19 protein-coding genes are annotated in these 19,485 nt (G+C 69.3%); 13 read left to right on the forward strand and 6 right to left on the reverse strand.

The window, feature by feature from the left end; translation table 11 throughout:
* The first annotated feature begins 76 nt into the window (after window positions 1-76).
* From IWC96_RS09580 to IWC96_RS09590, 3 genes are read left to right on the forward strand one after another with little or no spacing between them, the layout of a single operon-like run.
* Window positions 77-826 (forward strand): creatininase family protein, encoded by a 750-nt coding sequence (locus IWC96_RS09580; RefSeq protein ID WP_021696092.1) that lies wholly within the window; start codon window positions 77-79, stop codon window positions 824-826.
* A gap of 43 nt (window positions 827-869) precedes the next feature.
* A complete protein-coding gene (locus IWC96_RS09585; protein ID WP_196838802.1) occupies window positions 870-1,340 on the forward strand; it encodes a phasin in 471 nt (156 codons plus the stop codon).
* Window positions 1,340-2,707, forward strand: coding sequence for a M28 family metallopeptidase (locus IWC96_RS09590; protein WP_196838803.1), 1,368 nt, complete (start codon window positions 1,340-1,342; stop codon window positions 2,705-2,707). The genes IWC96_RS09585 and IWC96_RS09590 overlap by 1 nt, the downstream gene beginning before the upstream one ends.
* On the opposite strand, the gene IWC96_RS09595 is transcribed toward IWC96_RS09590, so the two are convergent.
* Window positions 2,701-4,125, reverse strand: coding sequence for an amidohydrolase family protein (locus IWC96_RS09595; protein ID WP_196838804.1), 1,425 nt, complete (start codon window positions 4,123-4,125; stop codon window positions 2,701-2,703). The two genes, IWC96_RS09590 and IWC96_RS09595, sit on opposite strands and share 7 nt — an antisense overlap.
* Window positions 4,126-4,222: 97 nt before the next feature.
* On the opposite strand from IWC96_RS09595, the gene IWC96_RS09600 reads away from it, so the two are divergent.
* From IWC96_RS09600 to IWC96_RS09625, 6 genes are all read left to right on the forward strand, one after another.
* Window positions 4,223-4,672 carry an iron-sulfur cluster assembly scaffold protein gene (locus IWC96_RS09600; protein ID WP_045319388.1) on the forward strand — a complete coding sequence of 150 codons (450 nt, stop codon included), beginning with the start codon at window positions 4,223-4,225 and terminating at the stop codon, window positions 4,670-4,672.
* 2 nt (window positions 4,673-4,674) lie between these two features.
* Entirely contained in the window at window positions 4,675-4,920 is a 246-nt protein-coding gene (yidD, locus tag IWC96_RS09605) for a membrane protein insertion efficiency factor YidD (protein WP_196838805.1), read from the forward strand.
* A 74-nt stretch (window positions 4,921-4,994) separates the two neighbouring features.
* The gene (gene ptsP, locus IWC96_RS09610; RefSeq protein ID WP_231379005.1) at window positions 4,995-7,256 is read left to right on the forward strand and encodes a phosphoenolpyruvate--protein phosphotransferase; all 2,262 of its coding nucleotides are present in this window, start codon (window positions 4,995-4,997) and stop codon (window positions 7,254-7,256) included.
* A gap of 177 nt (window positions 7,257-7,433) precedes the next feature.
* Window positions 7,434-8,513: a helix-turn-helix domain-containing protein gene (locus IWC96_RS09615; RefSeq protein WP_231378996.1), complete on the forward strand. Its 1,080-nt coding sequence runs from the start codon at window positions 7,434-7,436 to the stop codon at window positions 8,511-8,513.
* A gap of 51 nt (window positions 8,514-8,564) precedes the next feature.
* The gene (gene ispG, locus IWC96_RS09620) at window positions 8,565-9,713 is read left to right on the forward strand and encodes a flavodoxin-dependent (E)-4-hydroxy-3-methylbut-2-enyl-diphosphate synthase (RefSeq protein WP_021698530.1); all 1,149 of its coding nucleotides are present in this window, start codon (window positions 8,565-8,567) and stop codon (window positions 9,711-9,713) included.
* A gap of 56 nt (window positions 9,714-9,769) precedes the next feature.
* Window positions 9,770-10,684: a DUF1206 domain-containing protein gene (locus IWC96_RS09625; RefSeq protein WP_021698531.1), complete on the forward strand. Its 915-nt coding sequence runs from the start codon at window positions 9,770-9,772 to the stop codon at window positions 10,682-10,684.
* A gap of 86 nt (window positions 10,685-10,770) precedes the next feature.
* Here IWC96_RS09625 and IWC96_RS09630 read toward each other — a convergent pair whose 3' ends face one another.
* The 3 genes from IWC96_RS09630 to IWC96_RS09640 are packed head-to-tail and all read right to left on the reverse strand — an operon-like array spanning window position 10,771 to window position 12,315.
* Window positions 10,771-11,697: an alpha/beta fold hydrolase gene (locus IWC96_RS09630; protein WP_021698532.1), complete on the reverse strand. Its 927-nt coding sequence runs from the start codon at window positions 11,695-11,697 to the stop codon at window positions 10,771-10,773.
* A 31-nt stretch (window positions 11,698-11,728) separates the two neighbouring features.
* On the reverse strand, window positions 11,729-11,926 hold the full coding sequence (locus IWC96_RS09635) for a helix-turn-helix transcriptional regulator (RefSeq protein ID WP_045319386.1): 198 nt from the start codon (window positions 11,924-11,926) through the stop codon (window positions 11,729-11,731).
* On the reverse strand, window positions 11,926-12,315 hold the full coding sequence (locus tag IWC96_RS09640; RefSeq protein ID WP_021698534.1) for a hypothetical protein: 390 nt from the start codon (window positions 12,313-12,315) through the stop codon (window positions 11,926-11,928). The genes IWC96_RS09635 and IWC96_RS09640 overlap by 1 nt, the downstream gene beginning before the upstream one ends.
* Window positions 12,316-12,438: 123 nt before the next feature.
* Here IWC96_RS09640 and IWC96_RS09645 point away from each other — a divergent pair, with 123 nt between their 5' ends.
* From IWC96_RS09645 to IWC96_RS09655, 3 genes are all read left to right on the forward strand, one after another.
* On the forward strand, window positions 12,439-13,371 hold the full coding sequence (locus IWC96_RS09645) for a fatty acid desaturase family protein (protein ID WP_021698621.1): 933 nt from the start codon (window positions 12,439-12,441) through the stop codon (window positions 13,369-13,371).
* A 221-nt stretch (window positions 13,372-13,592) separates the two neighbouring features.
* The gene (locus IWC96_RS09650) at window positions 13,593-14,006 is read left to right on the forward strand and encodes a DUF2141 domain-containing protein (protein ID WP_021698622.1); all 414 of its coding nucleotides are present in this window, start codon (window positions 13,593-13,595) and stop codon (window positions 14,004-14,006) included.
* Between the two features lie 22 nt (window positions 14,007-14,028).
* Window positions 14,029-15,486, forward strand: coding sequence for a carotenoid oxygenase family protein (locus IWC96_RS09655; protein ID WP_021698623.1), 1,458 nt, complete (start codon window positions 14,029-14,031; stop codon window positions 15,484-15,486).
* Here IWC96_RS09655 and IWC96_RS09660 read toward each other — a convergent pair.
* Window positions 15,483-16,229 (reverse strand): LytTR family DNA-binding domain-containing protein, encoded by a 747-nt coding sequence (locus IWC96_RS09660; RefSeq protein WP_021698624.1) that lies wholly within the window; start codon window positions 16,227-16,229, stop codon window positions 15,483-15,485. The two genes, IWC96_RS09655 and IWC96_RS09660, sit on opposite strands and share 4 nt — an antisense overlap.
* 108 nt (window positions 16,230-16,337) lie before the next feature.
* Complete coding sequence (locus IWC96_RS09665; RefSeq protein WP_021698625.1) at window positions 16,338-17,054, reverse strand: TetR/AcrR family transcriptional regulator; 717 nt, start codon at window positions 17,052-17,054, stop codon at window positions 16,338-16,340.
* A gap of 194 nt (window positions 17,055-17,248) precedes the next feature.
* On the opposite strand from IWC96_RS09665, the gene IWC96_RS09670 reads away from it, so the two are divergent.
* Window positions 17,249-19,462 carry a TonB-dependent receptor gene (locus IWC96_RS09670; RefSeq protein ID WP_196838806.1) on the forward strand — a complete coding sequence of 738 codons (2,214 nt, stop codon included), beginning with the start codon at window positions 17,249-17,251 and terminating at the stop codon, window positions 19,460-19,462.
* The last annotated feature ends 23 nt before the right edge of the window (window positions 19,463-19,485 follow it).

Consider the following 19,485-nt stretch of genomic DNA (forward strand, 5'->3'; position numbering starts at 1 on the left):
GGCGCCGGTGAAACAGGCGTATGCGCTGGGCGTCCGCTTGCCAAGCGGACCACTGTCCCAAAGTTCGGAGTTCCTCATGCTGATCCACCTGTCGTCCTGGCCCGAGATCGACGCGCGCCTGAAGGCGACGAAGACCGTGGTCGTGCCGATCGGCTCCAATGAGCAGCACGGGCCCACGGGCCTGTTGGGCACCGACTGGCTGTGCCCCGAGATCATCGCCCATGCGGCGGAGACCCAGGACGACGGCCTGGTGGTGGCGCCCACCTTCAACATCGGCATGGCCCAGCACCACCTGGCGTTCGCGGGCACCATATCCCTGCGGCCCTCCACCTTCATGGCGGCCATCACCGACTGGGTCTCGTCGCTGACGCGGCACGGCTTTGAGCGCATCTATTTCCTGAACGGCCACGGCGGCAACGTCGCCACCATCGAGGCGACCTTCTCCGAGATCTACGCCGAATGGTCGTTCGTGGAGGAGCGCCCGCCCTTCGCCCTGAAGCTGGTCAACTGGTGGGATCTGCCGGGGGTGCACCGGCTGTGCACCGAGATCTTCCCCAAGGGGCACGGCATGCACGCCACCCCGTCGGAGATCGCCGTGACCCAGGCCGCCTATCCCGACCGCATCAAGACGGCGGATTATTCGCCGCAGATCGCGCCCGTGGGGCCGATCCGCGACGCCCTGGATTATCGGGCGCGGTTCCCGGACGGCCGCATTGGCTCGGACCCGGCCCAGGCGTCGCCCGAGAAGGGCCAGCGCATCATCGATGCGGCGGTCCCGGCTCTGCTGGCCGATGTGAAGGCGTTCTCCGGCGAGGTGGCGCCCTGAGCCGCCGCTTGCATGGCGGCGGCGTCGGTCTAGGCTTGCGGGCATGAAATCCAGAACCCCCCCGAGCCCCTCCGACATGAACGACCGCATGATGCGCGAGGCGGGGAGCGTGATCCACCGGCGGCTGGAGATCATGGCCGAGGCCGTGTGCGACCCCGCCGGCGCCGACCTGACCGAATTGGCCCTGATGAGCGACGAGAAGCTCGCCGCCTTTCAGGCCGTCTCCGAGCGCGCAACGGCCGGCGCGGGGGTCGTGGCGGGGCGAGTGGCCGACGCCTGGGCGGTCGAGACCGACGCCGCCTCTCGCGCCATGGAGCAGGTCATGACGGCGCCGGACGCGGCGCAGGCGGCGGTCATCCAGACCCAGTGGGCGCTTGGATGCTGGACACGCGCGACCGAAAGAGCCCTGACGCTGAACGCCGACTGGGCGCGGATGCAGACCTATGTCCTGGCACCAGTGCACAGCACCGTTAGCGCCAACGCAAGACGCCTGAAAACGAAGGAGAAACGCTGATGCGCGCACTGTTCACCGCCTTGGCGATCGCGGCCCTGCCGACCGCCGCCATGGCCCAGACGCCGCCGCCCGCGGAAATCCCCGCCCTCCATGACATCGCCGTGGCGCCCTCGCCGGAACGCATTGAGGCCGACATCGCCACCCTGGTCGGCTTCGGCACCCGGCACACCCTGTCGGAAACGGAGTCGGATACACGCGGCATCGGCGCGGCCCGGCGCTGGATCCATGCGGAGTTCGAACGCATCTCGGCGGCCTGCGGCGGCTGTCTTGAGGTGATGTATGTCTCAGACACGGTCACGGGCGCCCGCATCCCCGAGCCTGCCGAGGTGGTCAGCGTCATCGCCATCCAGCGCGGGACCGCCGACCCGAACCGCTATGTGCTGATGAGCGGCGACATCGACAGCCGCGTCACCGACGTACTGAACGCCACGGACGACTCTCCCGGCGCCAACGACAACGCCTCGGGCGTGGCCGGCACGCTGGAGGCCGCACGGGTTCTGACCCGACACCGCTTCCCCGCCACCATCGTCTATGCCGCTCTGGCCGGCGAGGAGCAGGGCCTGTTCGGCGGCCAGATCCTGGCGGCCCACGCCCAGCGCGAGGGCTGGCGGCTACAGGCGGTGCTGAACAACGACATGATCGGCAATTCGGCGGGCATCAACGGGGTGGTGGACAACACCACCGCCCGGGTCTTCGCCGAAGGCACCCGCATGACCGAAACCGCCCAGGAAGCGACCCAGCGTCGCTTCACCGGCGGCGAGGTGGACAGCCCCTCGCGCAACCTGGCCCGCTACATCGAGCGGATTGGCGAGCAGTATGTGCCCAACCTGGACGTGATGATGGTCTATCGTCTGGACCGCTTCGGGCGCGGCGGTCACCACCGTCCGTTCAATGATCTGGGATACCCCGGCGTGCGGATCATGGAGACCAACGAGCACTATGACCGTCAGCACCAGGACCTGAGGAATGAGGACGGCCGCCACTACGGCGACACCCTGGCGTATGTGGACTTCGACTACGCCGCCAAGCTGACCGGCCTGAACGCCGTGGCCCTGGCCGGCATGGCCTGGGCCCCGCCACCGCCCGCAGACGTCCAGATCGAGGGCGCGGTCAGCCCGGACACCACCCTGCGGTGGACCCGTCCGACCGACGCCCAGGCCCCCGAGCTGGCCGGCTACCGCATCTACTGGCGGCTGACCACAGAGCCCCAGTGGACCCACAGCCGCTGGGTCGGGGACGTGACCGAGTTCACGCTGGAGAACGTAGTCATCGACAACTATTTCTTCGGCGTGGCGGCGGTGGCGGACAACGGGGCGGAAAGCCCCGTGGTGTTCCCCGGCGCGGCGGGCAGCTTCGGCGGCTACTGATCGGCCAGCAGCGTCTCCGGATCATGGAGCGCACCGTCCGAGAGCACCGCACGCACCTGTATCAGGGCGTTCAGGTCCGTCGCCGGGTCGGCTGAGAGGAACACGATGTCCGCTTCCTGACCCACGGCCAGGGCGCCGGTGCGGTCCGCGATGCCCAACGTGCGCGCCGCATTCGAGGTGGCCATGCGCAGGATGTCCCAGGCGGGAATTCCCGCCGCGTGATGCAGGACCGCCTCGCGCGCCATGCTCCGTCCCGGCGCGATGAAGGGATTGGCCATGTCCGTGCCCAGGGTCAGCGGCACGCCCGCCTCGTGCATGCGGCGGGTCAGCTCCAGCACCTTGGGCCACACCGCCCGGGCGCGCGCATAGTCCTCGGCGGTCCAGCCCAGATCAAAGCGGAAGACCTCGCTCCAGTTCGCCTGCATGTCCGGATGGAACAGGTCTGCGTCCCGGGCGAGGAAGGCCGCATCGTCACCCCGGAAGGCCGCTTCAAAAGCCACCAGCGTGGCGTCAACATGAACCTGTTCACGCGCCAACGTCCGGATCATGGTTTCGATTTCCGGTGCGTCCAGATCGACGGCCTCGTACCATTCGAAGAAGGCGAACGCGCCCTGCCTGCGGCTCGCCACATAGGCCTCGCGGCGATCCGGCGGCAGCAGGTCGGGGCTGACCGGCATCATGTGCACCAGGGCGTCCACGCCCAGGTCGGCGGCGCGGGTCCAGCTGACGTCCGACAGGTGGGCGATCACGGGCAGGCCGTGGCGCCGGGCCTCGGCGATTCCCTCGATCAGGTCAGCCTCGCTCAGGGACTCATAGAGCTTGATGTAGCGCGCGCCGCCTTGCGCCTGTTCAGCGACGATGGCGGCGACGCCCCGCGTCTCCGACGGCCGGTCCGCCAGACCGATGACGGGAAAGGGCGAGCGGTCGATGACTTCGCCGGCCTGCAGCGCTTCGGGTCCCGGCAGCCCCGCTGCGCGCGCTTCATCGTAGGCGCGGCTCGCTGCCATGTCGCCGCCGGGATTGCGCACCGTGGTGACCCCATAGGCCAGCAGGCGCCGCGCGTTGTGCGCCACGATGTCGGGGCGATGATCTGCGGCCAGATAGGGCGCGCCGTCCTCGTCCGTGCCCAGGCGGATAGCCCCCAGACTGACGTGGGCGTGGGTGTCGATCAGGCCGGGCAGGGCGAACAGGCCGGTGAAATCGTGCATCCGGCCTTGACCGGTCTCGGGGCGCCCCTGCCCGATCTCGACGATGCGGCCGTCCTCCACCACCACATAGGCGTCGGGCTGGATCGTTTCGGTCTGCGGATCGACCAGGTTCAGGCCCAGATAGACGTCGGGTTCGGCATGGGCGGCGGGCGCGAGGGCGAGCGCGGCGGTGGCCAGAAGACAGGCGGAAAAGGCAGGACGGGGGATCATGACGGCTCCATGGGTGAGTAGGATGCCCATGAAGTCTGCTCCCGGCGGCAAGTCTTTCACCCTTCTCGCAAGAACGATGAGCGCCTATCTGTCGGCCATGATCGACGATCTCTACAGCGCGCGCATCCTGACGCTGGCGGCAAACATGCCGCGCTCGGGGCGGCTGACCGCGCCCCAGGGCACGGGCCAGAGGGTCGCCAAACTATGCGGCTCGACGGCGACCGTCGACGTGGTTCTGGACGAGGCCGGCCGCGTGGCGGACTACGCCCAGGCCGTGAAAGCCTGCGCCCTGGGTCAGGCGGCGGCCGGGGTGCTGGGCGAGCATGTGATCGGCGCCACCGGCGACGAGATCGAACAGGCCCGCGACGCCCTGCTGGCCATGCTGAAGTCAGGGGGACAAGGCCCAGAAGGCCGCTTCGCCGAACTGCGCATGCTGAAACAGGTGGCGGCCTATCCCGCCCGCCACGCCTCGACCCTGGTGGCGGTGGAAGCGGCTCTGGACGCGGTGCGCGAGGCCGAGCGCGCCCGCATTTCGGGCGCGGCCTAGAGGTGGACCCCAGCCTGTACGAGCGCGGCGTCCGTCTGGCGCACCGGGGCTACAAGGTCACCCTGTCACCGTTGATCGGCCAGCAGTGCCGGTTCCTGCCCACCTGTTCGGACTATGCGGCCGAGGCCCTGATCACCCACGGTCCCGCGCGCGGCGGATGGCTGGCCATGAAAAGGTTCTGTCGCTGCCATCCTTTCGGCGGCTCGGGGTACGATCCGGTGCCGCCGGCGCCATCCGCCCCGGACTAGCCGGGGTGCGCGTCGGGGAAGCTTCTGTATATGCTATGGCGGAATCGGATGGCGGGAGCAGGCGCGTGATGCCCATGGGCGGCGGATTGACGACGAGGGGGCCCAGAAACCTCCTGCGCCAGATCCGTGAGGCCATGGCCGGCGGCGGCCCGGCGCAGGAGCGTCTCGACAAGGTGGTCAAGACCATCGCCTCGTCCATGGTGGCCGAGGTGTGCTCCATCTATCTGCGCCGCTCCACCGGCGAACTGGAGCTGTTCGCCACCGAGGGCCTGAACCCTGAAGCTGTCCACAACACCCGTCTGCGGCCCGGCGAGGGTCTGGTGGGCGAGGTGGCGCGGCTGAACGAGCCCATCAGCCTGTCCGACGCGCCCAGCCACCCCAGCTTTTCCTATCGCCCGGAGACGGGCGAGGACCCGTACCATGCCTTCCTCGGCGCCCCCCTGCTCCGCGGCGGCCGCTCCATCGGCGTGCTGGTGGTCCAGAACCAGGCCGCCCGCCGCTATGACGAGGACGAGGTCGAGGACATCCAGACCATCGCCATGGTCCTGGCCGAGACCGTCGCCTCTGGTGAATTGCTGGGTCTGGACGAACTGCGCGATGTGGAGGTCGCCCCCCACCGTCCTGAACGCATCAAGGGCCAGCGCTTCGCGGAGGGTCTGGCCATCGGCCATGCCGTTCTGCACGAGGCCCCGGTGGCGCCCGAACGGCTGCTGGCCGACGATCCGGTGGCCGAGGAGGGACGGCTGAAGCTGGGCCTGACGGCGCTGAAGGCCAACATCGATTCCATGCTGGAGGGCGGTCAGGGTCTGGCGGGTCCGTCTTACGAGGTGCTGGAAACCTACCGCATGTTCGCCGACGACCGGGGCTGGAACAGGTCGCTGGAGGAAGCGGTGCGCGGCGGCCTGACCGCCGAGGCGGCGGTGGACCGGGTCAGGAACGAGCACCGCGCCCGCTTCGCCAAGGCGCGCGACCCTTATATCCGCGAACGTCTGCACGACCTCGAGGATCTGGCCAACCGTCTGCTGCGGGTGCTGGCGGGCGACCAGCCGGGCCAGCGCGAGCTGCCGGACGACACCATTCTGGTGGCGCGCAACCTGGGGCCGGCGGACCTGTTGGAGTATCCACGCGACAAGCTGCGCGGCCTTCTGCTCGAGGAAGGTTCGGCCGCCAGTCACGCGGGCATCGTCGCCCGCGCGCTCCAGATTCCGTGTGTCGGCCGCCTCGCCGGCCTGCGTGACCGCCTCTCCGAAGGCGACCTGGTCATCGCCGACGGCGAGTCAGGCGAGGCCTTCCTGCGCCCCCGCCCCGAGATGCTGGATGCGGTGCAGGCGCGCATGCAGCTGCGGGCCCAGCGCCACGCCGAATTCGTGGCCCTGCGCGACACCCCGGCCATCACCCGCGACGGGGTGCGCGTTACGGTGCTGGCCAACGCCGGCCTGGTGGTGGACCTGGACACCCTGGACGAGACCGGCGCGGAGGGCATCGGCCTGTTCCGCACCGAGTTCCAGTTCATGGTTTCCGAGGAACTGCCGCGCCTTCAGGCCCAGACCGATCTCTATCGCCGGGTGCTGGACGCGGCGGGAGGGCGCCCGGTCACCTTCCGCACCCTGGATGTGGGCGGCGACAAGGTGCTGCCCTATCTGGAGGTGGAGCGCGAGGAGAACCCGGCGCTCGGCCGTCGCGCCATCCGTCTGGGGCTGGACCGGCCGGGCCTGCTGCGACTGCAGTTGCGCGCCCTGCTGAGCGCGGCCGCCGGGCGCGAGCTGCGGGTCATGTTTCCCATGATCGCCACCGTGGACGAGTTCCGCGCGGCCCGCGCCCTGATGGACGCCGAATGCGAATGGGCCGAGCGCCGTGGCAAGACCCTGCCCGCGTCCCTGCGGGTCGGCGCCATGATCGAGGCGCCCAGCCTGCTCTGGCACCTGGACGCCCTGCTGCCGCTGACCGACTTCGTCTCCATCGGCACCAATGATCTGTTTCAGTACATGTACGCGGCGGACCGGACCAATCCGCTGGTCTCGGATCGGTACGACCCGCTGTCGCCGCCCACCCTGCGCGCCCTGCAGGACATCCAGCGCCAGTGCGCGGAAACCGAAACGCCGGTATCGGTCTGCGGCGAACTGGCCGGGCGCCCGCTTGAGGCCATGGTGCTGCTGGCCCTTGGATATACAAGGCTTTCCGCCCCGGCGGGCGGGGTGGGACCGGTCAAGCGCATGATCCTGTCGCTGGATCTGGCGGCGGCGCGGCGCGGTGTGGCGGGTCTCCTCGGCGCGCCCTCGGCCTCGGTCCGCAATGAGGTGGAGGCTCTGGCCCGGAAGTTGAACGTCGCTCTGTGAGAAAGCCGCTCGCGCCGTGCGCGAATCGGTTAACCAGACGTTGATCCGGGACTGTCAATGGGTTATCCACAGGACGAGTTCGGGGGGTCTCCGGGGGGAGATCACGATCGGGCGCCGCGGGGAACGTGGCGTTTCGATCATCCACCGATCAACAGTACGAGTATGGGGGCGGGCGACATGCCGCTGGATGCAGGGTTCGACCCTGACGAGCGACACGACGAGGCGGAGTGGAACGACCCGCACCGGATTCTGACCGAGTCCGCCACGCTGGGGGAAGCTCTGCGCCGGGCGCGTGAGCATTCAGCCCGGTCCATCGAGGACCTATCCGCCGCCACGCGCGTCCATATCCGCTATATCCGCGCTCTCGAGCAAGGCGACTTCACCGCCCTGCCGTCGCAGGTCTTCGCCCTCGGCTATGTACGGGCCTACGCCGCCGCCCTGGGACTGGACGAACAGCTGGCGGCCGAACGCTTCAAGCGCGAAAGTCCGCATGCGCCGGTGGGCCTGCAGCCTCCGACGGGTGTGGACGTCACCGACGCCCGGCGCCGGTCGCCGCGCCTGATCGCCGCCGCCGCCGTGCTGGTTTTCGCCGTGGTCGGCTGGAACGTATTCCAGCGGGTCAGCCTGATGCAGGCGCCGACGCCGCCCGCCATCTCCGACACGCCCGAGACGTGGTCCCTGGGCTCGGCCCCCGGCGTGGTGCGTCTGGGCGCGCCCCGCGCCGCGCCGCCGGACCAGACCGTGCCCGCGCTCTACATCACGCCGGGCCTCGAGGCCGAGCTGACAGGGATCGATCCTGAGGATCAAGCCGCCGTCCAGGCGGCGCGCACCGACGCGCCGGTCCAGGCCGCCTTCAATCCACGCGGCGCCACCTATGGCGCGGCGCCCACCGCTTCCAACGTCGTGATCCAGGCCCGGCGCGCCGCCAGCCTGGTGGTCCGCATGGGCGACGGCCGCGTCCTTTTCGCCCGGCAGCTTGCCGCGGGTGAGGCCTGGCGCGCGCCGCTGGAGGTGTCCGCGACCGTGGACGTCTCCGAGCCCGACGCCTTCGCGGTCTATATGAACGGCGAGTACGACGGCCCCCTGGGCGCCGCCCTGACCCCACTGTCCCAACTCAACAGCCGAGCCCAGGCCGCCGCCCGCCGCACCGCCGCCGAGGCGGCCGCGCGAACCGAGCGGGCGGTCCAGGCTGCGGCCGAACGGGCCGAGCAGGCGACCGCCTCAGCCGCCGCCGCGACGATACAGCCTGCGGGCTGACATCTTTCCGTCGTGGAATAGCGCCGCCCGATCGCCTATCTAGGGCGTATCATGTCCAACGCCGCCGACCAGCTGGGCCACATCCGCCCCTGGCGCCACATCGAGCGCCGCAAGAGCCGCCAGATCCGCGTGGGGTCCGTGGCCGTGGGCGGCGACGCGCCCATCAGCGTCCAGTCCATGACCAATACGCCGACCGCCGACGCGGCGGCGACGCTGGAGCAGATCCGTCAGCTGGAGGAGGCCGGGGCCGACATCGTGCGGGTGTCCTGCCCCGATGAAGAGTCCACCGCCGCCTTCCGCACCATCGCGCGGGAGTCCCGCGTCCCGCTGGTGGCCGACATCCATTTCCACTACCGCCGGGGCATTGAGGCGGCCGAGGCCGGCGCCGCCTGCCTGCGCATCAATCCCGGCAACATCGGCTCGCGCGACCGGGTGCGCGAGGTGATCCAGGCCGCGCGGGACCACGGCTGCTCCATGCGCATCGGCGTCAACGCCGGCTCGCTTGAGCGCGAACTGCTGGAGAAGTACGGCGAGCCCTGCCCCGATGCGATGGTGGAAAGCGCGCTGAACCACGCCCGCATCCTGCAGGACGAGGACTTCCACGAGTTCAAGATCTCCGTTAAGGCCTCCGACCCGTTCCTGACCGTGGCCGCCTACCAGCAGCTGGCCGACGCCATCGACTGCCCGCTGCATCTGGGCGTGACCGAGGCGGGCCCCCTACGCACTGGCACCATCAAGTCCGCCATCGGCCTGGGCTCCATGCTGTGGGCCGGCATCGGCGACACCATCCGGGTCAGCCTGGCCGCCGATCCGGTCGAGGAGATCAAGGTCGGTTTCGACATCCTCAAGTCGCTGGGCCTGCGCCACCGGGGCGTCAACATCATCGCCTGCCCGTCCTGCGCCCGTCAGGGCTTCAACGTCATCGAGACCGTGGGCGTGCTGGAAGAGCGGCTGGCCCACATCACCACCCCCATGAGCCTGTCCATCATCGGCTGCGTCGTGAACGGGCCGGGCGAGGCGCTCTACACCGACGTGGGCTTCACCGGCGGCGGCAAGGGCGCGGGCATGGTCTATCTGGCCGGCAAGATGACCCACAAGCAGGACAACGCCGGCATGGTCGAGCACATCGTCGAGCTGGTGGAGAAGAAGGCCGCCGAGCTCGACGCCGAACGCGCGGGCGCCGCTCAGGCCGCCGAATAGGCGGAGCCGTTTGCAAGCCTCAGGCGTTTGCCTCCGCGCACGGAGGACGAACACCCATGACCCTGACCCAGGCGATCGCACAGAGCCGCCGCTTCGGCGCGCGCGCTGGACGCCGCCTGGGACGCCACGTCGAACGCCTGACAGGCCGGTCCCTGCCCTCGATCCAGACCCTGCTGGAATGGGCCGCGCGCATCGGCTACGGCGCGCGCGGTTTCGTCTATTTCAATGTGGGGCTGGTCGCCTTGCTGGCCGCCATGAACCTGACCGGCGACAGCCTGGGCGCGGGCGGGATCATCGAACTGACCGCCGAACAGCCTTTCGGCCGGGTCTGGCTGACCCTGCTGGGGGTCGGTCTCTGGATGTTCGTCCTGTGGCGCGTGCTGCAGTCGGTGGCCGATGCGGACCATGAAGGCTGGTCCCCGAAGGCCATCGGCATGCGCGCCGGCCAGGCGCTCAGTGGCGTGTTCTACGGCATTCTGGCGTCCTCGGTCTTCGAGCTGATGGACGAGGTGGGCGAGGTCCAGGCCGACGACGGCGGCGCCGAGGCCCAACAGCAGGCCTACACCGTCATGGACATGCCCTGGGGCGACTGGCTGCTGATCGGTGTCGGCCTGTTCATTCTCGGCATGGGCGTGGGCAACATCATCAAGGGGCTGAAGAGCGACTTCGCATCCTCACTGGCCTGCGACCGCAAGACCTGCCGGCGGGTCGTGCCCCTGGCGCGGGCCGGCTATGCGGCGCGCGGCTTCGCCTATCTGCCCATGGGCATGTTCGTGGTGCTGGCCGGATGGCGCACACGGGCCGAGGAGGCGCGCAGTTTCGGCGCTTCGCTGGAGGTGCTGGAGGCCCAGCCCTTCGGCTCCTGGATCGTGGGCTTCACGGCCGTGGGCATCATGGCCTTCGGCGCCTTCGCCCTGGTCGAGGCCCGCTGGCGGCGCATCCGCATGCCGCACGACATCAAGCCTCGATAAAGCCTGATCGGTTGAGGTGGCACCGCGCTGCGGTGCCACCGATGCCGTGAAACAGGCTTTCAGGAATGACCGAAGGCGCCGTCGGATCACTCGCTCAGGAACGCCCGCACCAGCGCCATGAACGCCTCCGGCTGGTCGGCCATGATGAAGTGGCGCGCGCCGTCCACCCGCTCCAGCCGCACGTCGGGCAGGTCGGCGTACTCCCGCGCCCACATGGCGTCGGCCATGGCGGCGGGCGCGCCGCCGTCAGCGTCAGCAGCATAGACGGCCCACACCGGCGTGGTCATGGCCGCCAGACCCGGCCGCAGGTCGGTCGTCATCAGGTCGCGCATGGCCGCGCCCATGGCCTGACGATCGGACGCCATGGACCACGCGACCATGGCGGCCCGCGTCGTCTCATCGCGACTCATGCCCCGGGCCAGGGCCTCCTGGCCTGCGCGAAAGGCGTCGTCGTCCGAGGCGAGCACGGCGCGGACCGCCTGTTCGGCCATGGGCGCGGCGGTCTCAGGGGTGACGGACGGGCCGTAAAGCGCGCCGAAGTAAGGCAGGGAGTCCACGCTCATCACCCGGCCGACCAGGTCGGGCCGCTCCTGCGCCAGCAGCACGCCCGACGCGCCGCCCATGGAATGGCCGATGATCGCCGGCCGCTCCAGTCCCGCCGTCTCGATGTAGCGCGCGATCTCGGCCACGGCCGGGCGCCAGAAGTCGCCCTCGCCATGCGTCCACGGCTGCCCCGCGAAACCGGACAGCTGCACCAGATGCAGCCGGTAATTCCCGGCCAGCGCCTCGGCGGTGGCCCGCCACACCTCCCGCGAGGAGGCCATGCCGGGGATCAGGACCACGTCGGGGCCGATTCCGGTCACCTCCACGCTGATGCGGTCGGACGTGAACCCGGGCGCGGGGTCGGCGATCTGGGCCTCGGCCCGTCCGGGCAGGGCGGCAGCGGCGCCGACCGACAGGGCGACCAGCGCGCAGGCGGCCAGCCGCCCGCTCCATGAGCGTACGTTGAACATCAGTTTTCTCCTTGGGAATGAACCGCCGGCGTCAGCCGTGCGGATTGTCGAAGATGTCTTCCACCGCGGCCCCGAACTGGGCGGCGATGCGGTAGGCCAGATCCAGCGACGGATCGTGTTTCTCGGTCTCCAGGGCGTTGATGGCCTGGCGCGAAACCCCGATCCGGTCCGCCAGCTCGGCCTGGCTCCAGCCTTTCTCGGCGCGCAGCACTCTCAGGCGGTTCTTCATCAGTGCGAGTCCCGGACGAAGGGGGTGACCAGGCCGTACAGGCCCCAGAACAGCGGATAGATCATCCAGCCGGGCGCGTGGGGCGCGCCGCCGTACGTCTCCATGAAGCCCCAGCCGGTGAACAGGGCCATGGCCAGGCCCGCCGAGATGATGAAGCGCTTGGCGGTCAGACCGCGCACGAACTCGTCGGACTCGCGCATCAGCATCAGGGTGGCCCAGATCTGGCCCGCCACCGGCGCGGCCACCGCCAGCCCCAGCGCATAGGCGCCCCAACCGGCCGCGTCGTCGAACGCGTCGAAGATGGCCGCGAGGTTGATGGCCACATAGCCGCCCATGAAGGCGGCGGTTCGGAACAGGTAGCGTTTGTGGGCGGCGACGGTGTCAGTCATGTCATGTCCTCCTGACCAGATGTAAGGTCTACATGACACACGGGAAATGTCAGGTCAACACGACATTTCGTCAGGATTGCCTGACTTATCGCGTCCTTTTGGAAAACGCGCTATGATCACCCCATGCCCGCCGCGCCGCGCATTTCCCCGACCCGATTGTTCACGCCCGACGAGTGGGCGCCGTTTCAGGCGCGCAGTCACTGGCGGGGTCCGCTGCTGGTGCTGCACGCTTGGGCGGTGATCGCCCTGGCCGTGGCGGCCGGAGTGATATGGCCGGTGCTGATCCCGATCTCCATCATGATCATCGGTGCGCGCCAGCTGGGTCTAGCCATCCTGATGCACGAGGCCGCCCACGGGGCGCTGGCGAAGAATCTGAAGCTCAATGACGTCCTGGGCCACTGGCTGTGCGCCGTGCCCATCGGGGCCAGCCTGGCCGCCTATCGCCCCTATCACCTGTCCCATCACAAATTCGCCCAGCAGCCGGAGGACCCGGATCTGGTGCTGTCCGAGCCGTTCCCGGTCACCGGCGCCTCCCTGCGGCGCAAGATCATCCGCGACCTGACCGGCCAGACCTTCTTCAAGCAGCGCGTGATGCTGCTGATCGGCGCGTTCCGCAATCAGCGCGACGAAGACATGGCCGAGGGCGCGGTGGTCACCGGCAAGTCGGTGGCGTCGTTCCTGATGGTCAATGCGGGGATGCTCCTGGCGATGACCCTGGCGGGCGTCTGGTGGGCGTATTTCGTGCTGTGGCTGCTGCCCATGGCCACCTGGTTTCCGCTGGTCACGCGCCTGCGCAACATCGCCGAGCACGCGTGTGTCGAGGGATCGTCCGACGACGCCTTCCGCGCCGCGCGCACCACCCGCGCGGGCTGGATCGAGCGAGCCCTGATCGCCCCCTACTGGGTCAACTATCACGCCGAGCACCACCTGTTCATGCATGTGCCCTGCTGGCGCCTGCCACGGCTGCACCGGCTGCTGCACACCCGCCCCGAGGCCGCGCGCATGGAGACGGCCCCGGGGTATCTGAGCGTGCTGAGGACCGCAGCAGGAGCCTGATCGGTTGAGACGGGATCGCGTCGCGATCCCGTCGATGCCGTGAATCAGGCTCCCCTTCAAATGTTCTGAGCCGTTCATCCGCGCTTCGCGAACGGACGGGCGTGGTCGTTGGCGAAGGCTGCGCGGCCGGGAACGCATCGGCGGTGGCGGCGCCGCGCTCCACACGGAATGACAGGGCCATCGGAGGCCCGGGAACGGGTCTTCATCACAGGAGCCCGATCATGTTTTCCATCCCCGCCCTCATTCTGGCCGCCGCCCTGACGCTTCAGCCCGCAGAGACCAGCGTCGTCGAGATCACCTTCGACATCGGCGCCCCGGAGGGCGTGGTCATGGCCGCCCTGTTCGACAGCGAGGAGGCCTATGACGGCGGGGGACCGGCCGTGCGCGGCGTGCGGATCGACATCGCCGGCGGCGAGCGCATCGCGCGGTTCGAGGGCCTGCCCCCCGGCGATTACGCCCTGCGCGCCTTTCACGATGTGAACGGCGACGGCGAGATGAACACCAATCCCTTCGGCATGCCGACCGAGCCCTTCGGTTTCTCCAACAATGCGGTTGGCAACATGGGCCCGGCGTCGTGGGCGCGTGCGCACTTCGCCGTCTCGGGCGAGACCCGCCAGACCATCACCCTGCGCTGAAACCGGACCGGGAGCTGACACCATGACCCCCTCGCGCCGCACATTCCTGACCGCCGCCGCGGCCCTGGCCATCACGCCCGACACGGCCTTCGCCGCCCGCGCCATGCGGGTCGCGTCCGACTGGTCCCTGGCCACCGCCGACGTGGAGGGCGACATCGCCCCGCGCGTTCTGCAGCGGGTCCACGGGCGCGTTCCCGAGGGGCTGTCCGGGGCGCTGTACCGCAACGGGCCCGCCAAGTTCCGGCGGCCCGGCGGGTCGTCCCAGCACTGGTTCGACGGCGACGGCCTGATCCGCCGCTTCGGCATCCACGACGGTCAGGCCACCCTGGCCGCCCGCTTCGCCGACACGCCCAAACGGCGTCAGGAGACGCGGCTGGACGCCATGGTCATGCCGGGTTTCGGCACGGCGGCGGACCCGCGCGCAGAGATCGGTTCGGTGGACGACGTCAATCCGGCCAACACTTCGGTGCACAAGGTGGGCGACGCCCTGTGGGCTCTGTGGGAAGCGGGCTCGCCCATGGCCATGGATCCCGACACCCTGGAGACGCGCGGCTTCGTCACCCTGCGCCCGGACCTCAAGTCCATGCCGTTCCTGGCCCACCCGCGCATCGAGCCGGACGGCCGCATCTGGAATCTGGGCGTGAACGGAAACCAGGCCGTGGTCTGGCGTCTGGCGGCGGATGGGGCCCTGGAGGACGCACGCGTGATCCCGCTGCCCCGCGCCAGCTACATCCACGACTTCACCGCCACGGCCCGGCATCTGGTGATCGTGCTGCAGCCGTGGGTGCATGCGCGCAACGTCATGCCGGTCTCCACCGCCTACGACTGGCTGCCGGATCAGGGGACCCAGGTGCTGGTGATCGACAAGGACGATCTGGACGCCCGGCGGGTGTTCGAAGCGCCGGCCTTCGGCTTCTTCCATCTGGGCGACGCCTGGGAGGAGGGTGACGGGATCATCCGCTTCGACGTCTGCACCCATGCCGACATGGACTTCGCGGCCCACGGCGCCCAGGACATCCTGAACGGCGTGCCGCTGGGCGCCGCGCCGGCGCGGCTGGCCATGATGACCCTGTCGCCGGACGGTCAGGGGCGGCTGGAGCACGCCGGGGCGGCGGCCGAGTTCCCCCGTGGGGATGCGCGCCGGGCGGGCCAGCGGCGGCGCTACAGCCTGCACACACTGGGCGAGGAGCCGGACCGGCCCCTCGCCACGGCGGTGGGCGTCACCGACTGGGATCAGGGCCGCACCCACGGCTATGACTTCGGCGCCGGCCATGTGGTGGACGAGATGGTCCATGTGCCCAAGCCGGGCCTGAGCGGCGAGGCGGATGCCTGGCTGGTGGGCCCCACCATCAACCTGCGCGAGGGCGTCACCGAACTGCACGTGCTGGACATGGCGCGTGTGGAGGACGGCCCGGTCTGCACCTGGCGCGCCGACGTGGCCATGCCCGCCGCCTTCCACGGCAACTGGGTCGCGACCTAATACCAGCCGGCCTGGCGCAGGGCGCGGGCGTGGCGGCGGCTGACGGGGACGATCAGGCCGCCCTCCAGCGTCAGGGTTGCGCGCCCATCGCCGCGCTTGACGTCCTGCACGGCGTCTCTGGCGACCCACCAGCTGCGGTGGGTCTGGGCGCCCTCCAGCCCTTCCAGCTCGGCGACAGCGTCGGACAGGCGCATCAGGATCAGGTCCGAGCCGCGGTCGGTGTGGATGCGCAGATAATGGTCCTCGGCCTGGACAGCGTGGATCACGGCGCCGCGCAGCCGGGGCGGCAGGCGGTCAAGGAAGCGCGGCGGCCCCTCGCCCGCATGGGTGGTCGCCGTCTTCGGCTCCATGGCCATGCCGATGGCGGTCATCACCGCGGTGATCAGCAGCACCCGCCAGACGAGCCCCGGGAACATGTCCGGACCATAGGCCTGGCCGTAGAATATCCAGCCGGTCACGCCCCAGACGACCACGGTCAGGGGCAGGCCGATGACCAGCACCGAAACGACGAACCGGATCAGCCAGGAGCGTTCCATGCCCGGCAGGCGCCGGATCGTGCGCATGCAGAATTCGGCCCAGAGTCCGGCCACGATCATCAGCACGACCCAGTAGGCCAGGCGCAGCCCCAGACCCGTCGTCGAGCCGAAGGCGTTGGTCAGGGCCAGGAAGACCCCGGCCGCCACGGCGATCCCTACCCCCTTGGCGGGGTCCCCGGTGATCAGGCGTTTCAGGCGTGTGGACATGCGATTCCCCCGCCCCCATTCAGGCCGGGGCCGGCGCCGTCTGTCCAGACCCGACGGCCGTTGTTGCGCGGGCAATGCAGAAACAGTCTGATTCGGGTCTGACGGGATTCAGTGACTGCACACCGCCCGGAAACCGGCGGCGGCGAAGCGGACCATATAGTCGCACGCGGTCTCCAGATCGCCGGACCGGCACTGGCCGCCCGACAACCGGTCGATGCGGCCGGTCTCGCCCAGGGTCAGGGTCAGGGCGCCGGACAGATTGTGCCAGGCCCAGTAGAGGTCCACGTCCCGCGCGCCGGGCAGGACCAGCCGCACCGCCTCGATCAGGCGGTGGATGGCCGGGTCGAAATAGCGCGCCATGGTCTCCCCCCCGAAAGTCGGGTTGGCGTTGGTCTGCGCCACCAGCGCCGCATAGTGTTTCCACCCCGGCCCACCTTTCAACGACCATTCGAACGGCGGGCGCAGGAACGCCTCAAGCACCCCTTCCAGGGTCATGGCCTCGCCCGCCTCGGCGGCGTAGCGGTTGATGGCCTCCACCCGCTCGTTGTTCCAGACCTCGGCCCGGCGGATGAAGACCGCGTCGAACAGGCCGCGCTTGGCGCCGAAATAATAGTGGATCAGGGCGGTATCCACGCCCGCCTCGCGCGCCACCTCGCGGATGGTGACGCCGTAGAATCCGTGCTTGGAGAACAGGTCTTCGGCCGCGTCCAGGATCAGCGCCCGGGTCTCGCCGCCCGGCTTGTCCTTGGGCGGGCGGCCCCGCCGGGCGGGGGCGGATTTGACGGATGCGGTCTTGGGGGTGGCGACGGTCGCGGCGCGGGTCATGCCATGACGCTAGTCCGGAGATGCGGGCGCGGCAATCGCCAAGGCGCATGGCGCGGGCGCCACAGGACAGAGTTTCAACACATCGCCGCCGCTTTCCCCATTTGACAGACCGGGAAAAGACGATCAGGTTCCCGGAAAATCATTGAACGCTGAATAAATGGCGTCGTCATCGGAAACACAGGTTGGGGCTACCCATGAACAAGTTCGTCAAATCCGCTCTTCTGACGGGTGCTGCCATCAGCGCCCTCACCGCTCCGGCTGTCGTGGCCCAGGCCCAGGAGGTCTCGGAACAACCCGCCGCCACACAGGTGGAAGAGGTCATCGTCACCGCGCGGCGCCGCGAGGAATCCCTGCGTGAGGTGCCGGTGGCCGTCACCGCGCTGAGCAGCGAACGGCTGGCGCTGACCGGCGCGGCCGACGTGACCGTGCTGCAGCAGCAGACCCCCAACGCCACGGTCCAGGTGGCCCGGGGCTCCAACTCGACCCTGATCTCGTTCATTCGCGGCGTGGGCCAGCAGGATCCCCTGTGGGGCTTCGATCCGGGCGTTGGCCTGTATGTGGACGACGTCTATGTGGCCCGCCCCCAGGGCGCGGTGCTGGACATCTTCGACATCGAGCGCATCGAGGTCCTGCGTGGACCGCAGGGCACGCTGTACGGCCGCAACACCATCGGCGGCGCCATCAAGTATGTGACCTCGCGCCTGGCCCCCGAGCCTGAACTGATGCTGCGCGGCGCCGTGGGCTCCGACGGACAGCTGGACATGATCGCCTCTGGCTCGCTTCCGGTCGGCGACTATCTGCGCATCGGCGGCGCCGTGGCCAGCTACAATCGCGACGGCTTCGGCCAGAACCTCACCACCGGCGCCGACCACTATGACAAGGACGTCACCGCGGCCCGGGTCAGCGCCGAACTGGCGCCGACCTCCAACCTGTTCTTCCGCTTCGCCTGGGATCGGGTCGAGGACAACTCCAACGCCCGCCACGGCCACCGCGAGGTCGCGGGCGCGGCCCCCGGCGCCGACGTCCTGCCCGGCATCTATGACACCCGCTCGGGTCTGGGCGACGACAACTATGTGGAGACCGAAGGCCTGTCGCTGACCGCCGAGTGGACGATCAACGACATGCTGACCTTCAAGTCGATCACGGCCCGCCGCGATGGATACACCGACACGGTCATCGACTTCGACGGCACCCCGTCGCCGACCCTGGACATCCCGGCCTATTACGCCGACGACCAGTTCACCCAGGAGTTCCAGCTGCTGTTCAACGGCGCGCGCTGGCAAGGCGTGGCCGGCGTCTACTATCTGGACAGCCACGCCGAGGGCGCCTTCGACACCGTCCTCGGAAACCTGGGCGTCAGCATCGGCACCGGCGGCTTCGTGGACACCGAAAGCTATGCGGTGTTCGCCGACTTCAACTTCGATCTGTCGGACCGTCTGCGCGTGGCCGTCGGCGCCCGCTACACCGAGGACGACAAGACCGGCTTCGTGAACCGCGCCACCTATCTGGGCGCGGGCCAGACCCCGCTGACGGGCGGCCCGGCGGCGACCCCGCTGGTTCAGAACACCCTGTATACGAACAGCCGTTCGTTCAGCGAGTTCACGCCGCGCATCTCGGTCTCCTACGACCTGAACGACGACCTGACCGGCTATGCGGCCTTCAGCCAGGGCTTCAAGTCCGGCGGCTTCGACATGCGCGGCGACGCTCTGGCCACGCCGGACACGGTGGACGGCTATGACCCGGAGACGGTGGACAGCTACGAGCTGGGCCTGAAGGGCTACGCCTTCGACCGGCGCCTGACCTTCAGCTCGGCCCTGTTCTATTCCGACTATCAGGACCAGCAGGTCACCACCCAGGTGCCCACCGCCACGGGCATCGCCAGCTTCGTGGACAACGTGGGCGCCTCCACCATCTACGGCGCCGAGTTCGAAGGCTCGCTGTGGCTGACGGACTTCCTGACCGCCAACTTCGCCGTCGGTTACCTGCGCGCCGAGTTCGAGGAGTTCATCCGCTACAACCTCACCACCATGCAGTACGAGGACATCTCGGACCTGGTGGTGGTGCAGAACTCCCCGCGCTGGAGCGGCTACCTGGGCGTCACCTGGACGAACGACCTGCTGGACGGCCAACTGGCGATCACCCCGTCGGTGTCCTACCGCGACGATTTCAGCCAGTTCGAGTTCCCCAACCCGATCCTGGACCAGGAGGGCTACGCCCTGGTGGACCTGTCGGTGGTGTGGACCACGCCGGACCAGCGCTGGCAGCTCGCCCTGCACGGCAAGAACCTGACCGACGAGGAGTACCGCACGGGCGGCTACAACTTCCCGGGCGCGCTGTTCGACAACTCCATCAGCGCCTTCTACGGCCCGCCGCGCACCTGGACCGCAGCGCTGCAGATGCGCTTCTGATCGTCTGAACGAAGACTGACACA

Origin of the sequence: Brevundimonas sp. BAL450 (assembly GCF_015767455.1) — a bacterium.
GTDB classification, from domain to species: Bacteria; Pseudomonadota; Alphaproteobacteria; order Caulobacterales; family Caulobacteraceae; genus Brevundimonas; species Brevundimonas abyssalis.

Excerpts from the sequence above, each read along its gene's own strand:
- IWC96_RS09580 (WP_021696092.1), top strand. The coding sequence starts at position 77 with ATGCTGATCCACCTGTCGTCCTGGCCCGAGATCGACGCGCGCCTGAAG.
- IWC96_RS09585 (WP_196838802.1), top strand. The coding sequence starts at position 870 with ATGAAATCCAGAACCCCCCCGAGCCCCTCCGACATGAACGACCGCATG.
- IWC96_RS09590 (WP_196838803.1), top strand. The coding sequence starts at position 1,340 with ATGCGCGCACTGTTCACCGCCTTGGCGATCGCGGCCCTGCCGACCGCC.
- IWC96_RS09595 (WP_196838804.1), bottom strand. The coding sequence starts at position 4,125 with ATGATCCCCCGTCCTGCCTTTTCCGCCTGTCTTCTGGCCACCGCCGCG.
- IWC96_RS09600 (WP_045319388.1), top strand. The coding sequence starts at position 4,223 with ATGATCGACGATCTCTACAGCGCGCGCATCCTGACGCTGGCGGCAAAC.
- ptsP (WP_231379005.1), top strand. The coding sequence starts at position 4,995 with ATGGGCGGCGGATTGACGACGAGGGGGCCCAGAAACCTCCTGCGCCAG.
- IWC96_RS09615 (WP_231378996.1), top strand. The coding sequence starts at position 7,434 with ATGCCGCTGGATGCAGGGTTCGACCCTGACGAGCGACACGACGAGGCG.
- ispG (WP_021698530.1), top strand. The coding sequence starts at position 8,565 with ATGTCCAACGCCGCCGACCAGCTGGGCCACATCCGCCCCTGGCGCCAC.
- IWC96_RS09625 (WP_021698531.1), top strand. The coding sequence starts at position 9,770 with ATGACCCTGACCCAGGCGATCGCACAGAGCCGCCGCTTCGGCGCGCGC.
- IWC96_RS09630 (WP_021698532.1), bottom strand. The coding sequence starts at position 11,697 with ATGTTCAACGTACGCTCATGGAGCGGGCGGCTGGCCGCCTGCGCGCTG.
- IWC96_RS09635 (WP_045319386.1), bottom strand. The coding sequence starts at position 11,926 with ATGAAGAACCGCCTGAGAGTGCTGCGCGCCGAGAAAGGCTGGAGCCAG.
- IWC96_RS09640 (WP_021698534.1), bottom strand. The coding sequence starts at position 12,315 with ATGACTGACACCGTCGCCGCCCACAAACGCTACCTGTTCCGAACCGCC.
- IWC96_RS09645 (WP_021698621.1), top strand. The coding sequence starts at position 12,439 with ATGCCCGCCGCGCCGCGCATTTCCCCGACCCGATTGTTCACGCCCGAC.
- IWC96_RS09650 (WP_021698622.1), top strand. The coding sequence starts at position 13,593 with ATGTTTTCCATCCCCGCCCTCATTCTGGCCGCCGCCCTGACGCTTCAG.
- IWC96_RS09655 (WP_021698623.1), top strand. The coding sequence starts at position 14,029 with ATGACCCCCTCGCGCCGCACATTCCTGACCGCCGCCGCGGCCCTGGCC.
- IWC96_RS09660 (WP_021698624.1), bottom strand. The coding sequence starts at position 16,229 with ATGTCCACACGCCTGAAACGCCTGATCACCGGGGACCCCGCCAAGGGG.
- IWC96_RS09665 (WP_021698625.1), bottom strand. The coding sequence starts at position 17,054 with ATGACCCGCGCCGCGACCGTCGCCACCCCCAAGACCGCATCCGTCAAA.
- IWC96_RS09670 (WP_196838806.1), top strand. The coding sequence starts at position 17,249 with ATGAACAAGTTCGTCAAATCCGCTCTTCTGACGGGTGCTGCCATCAGC.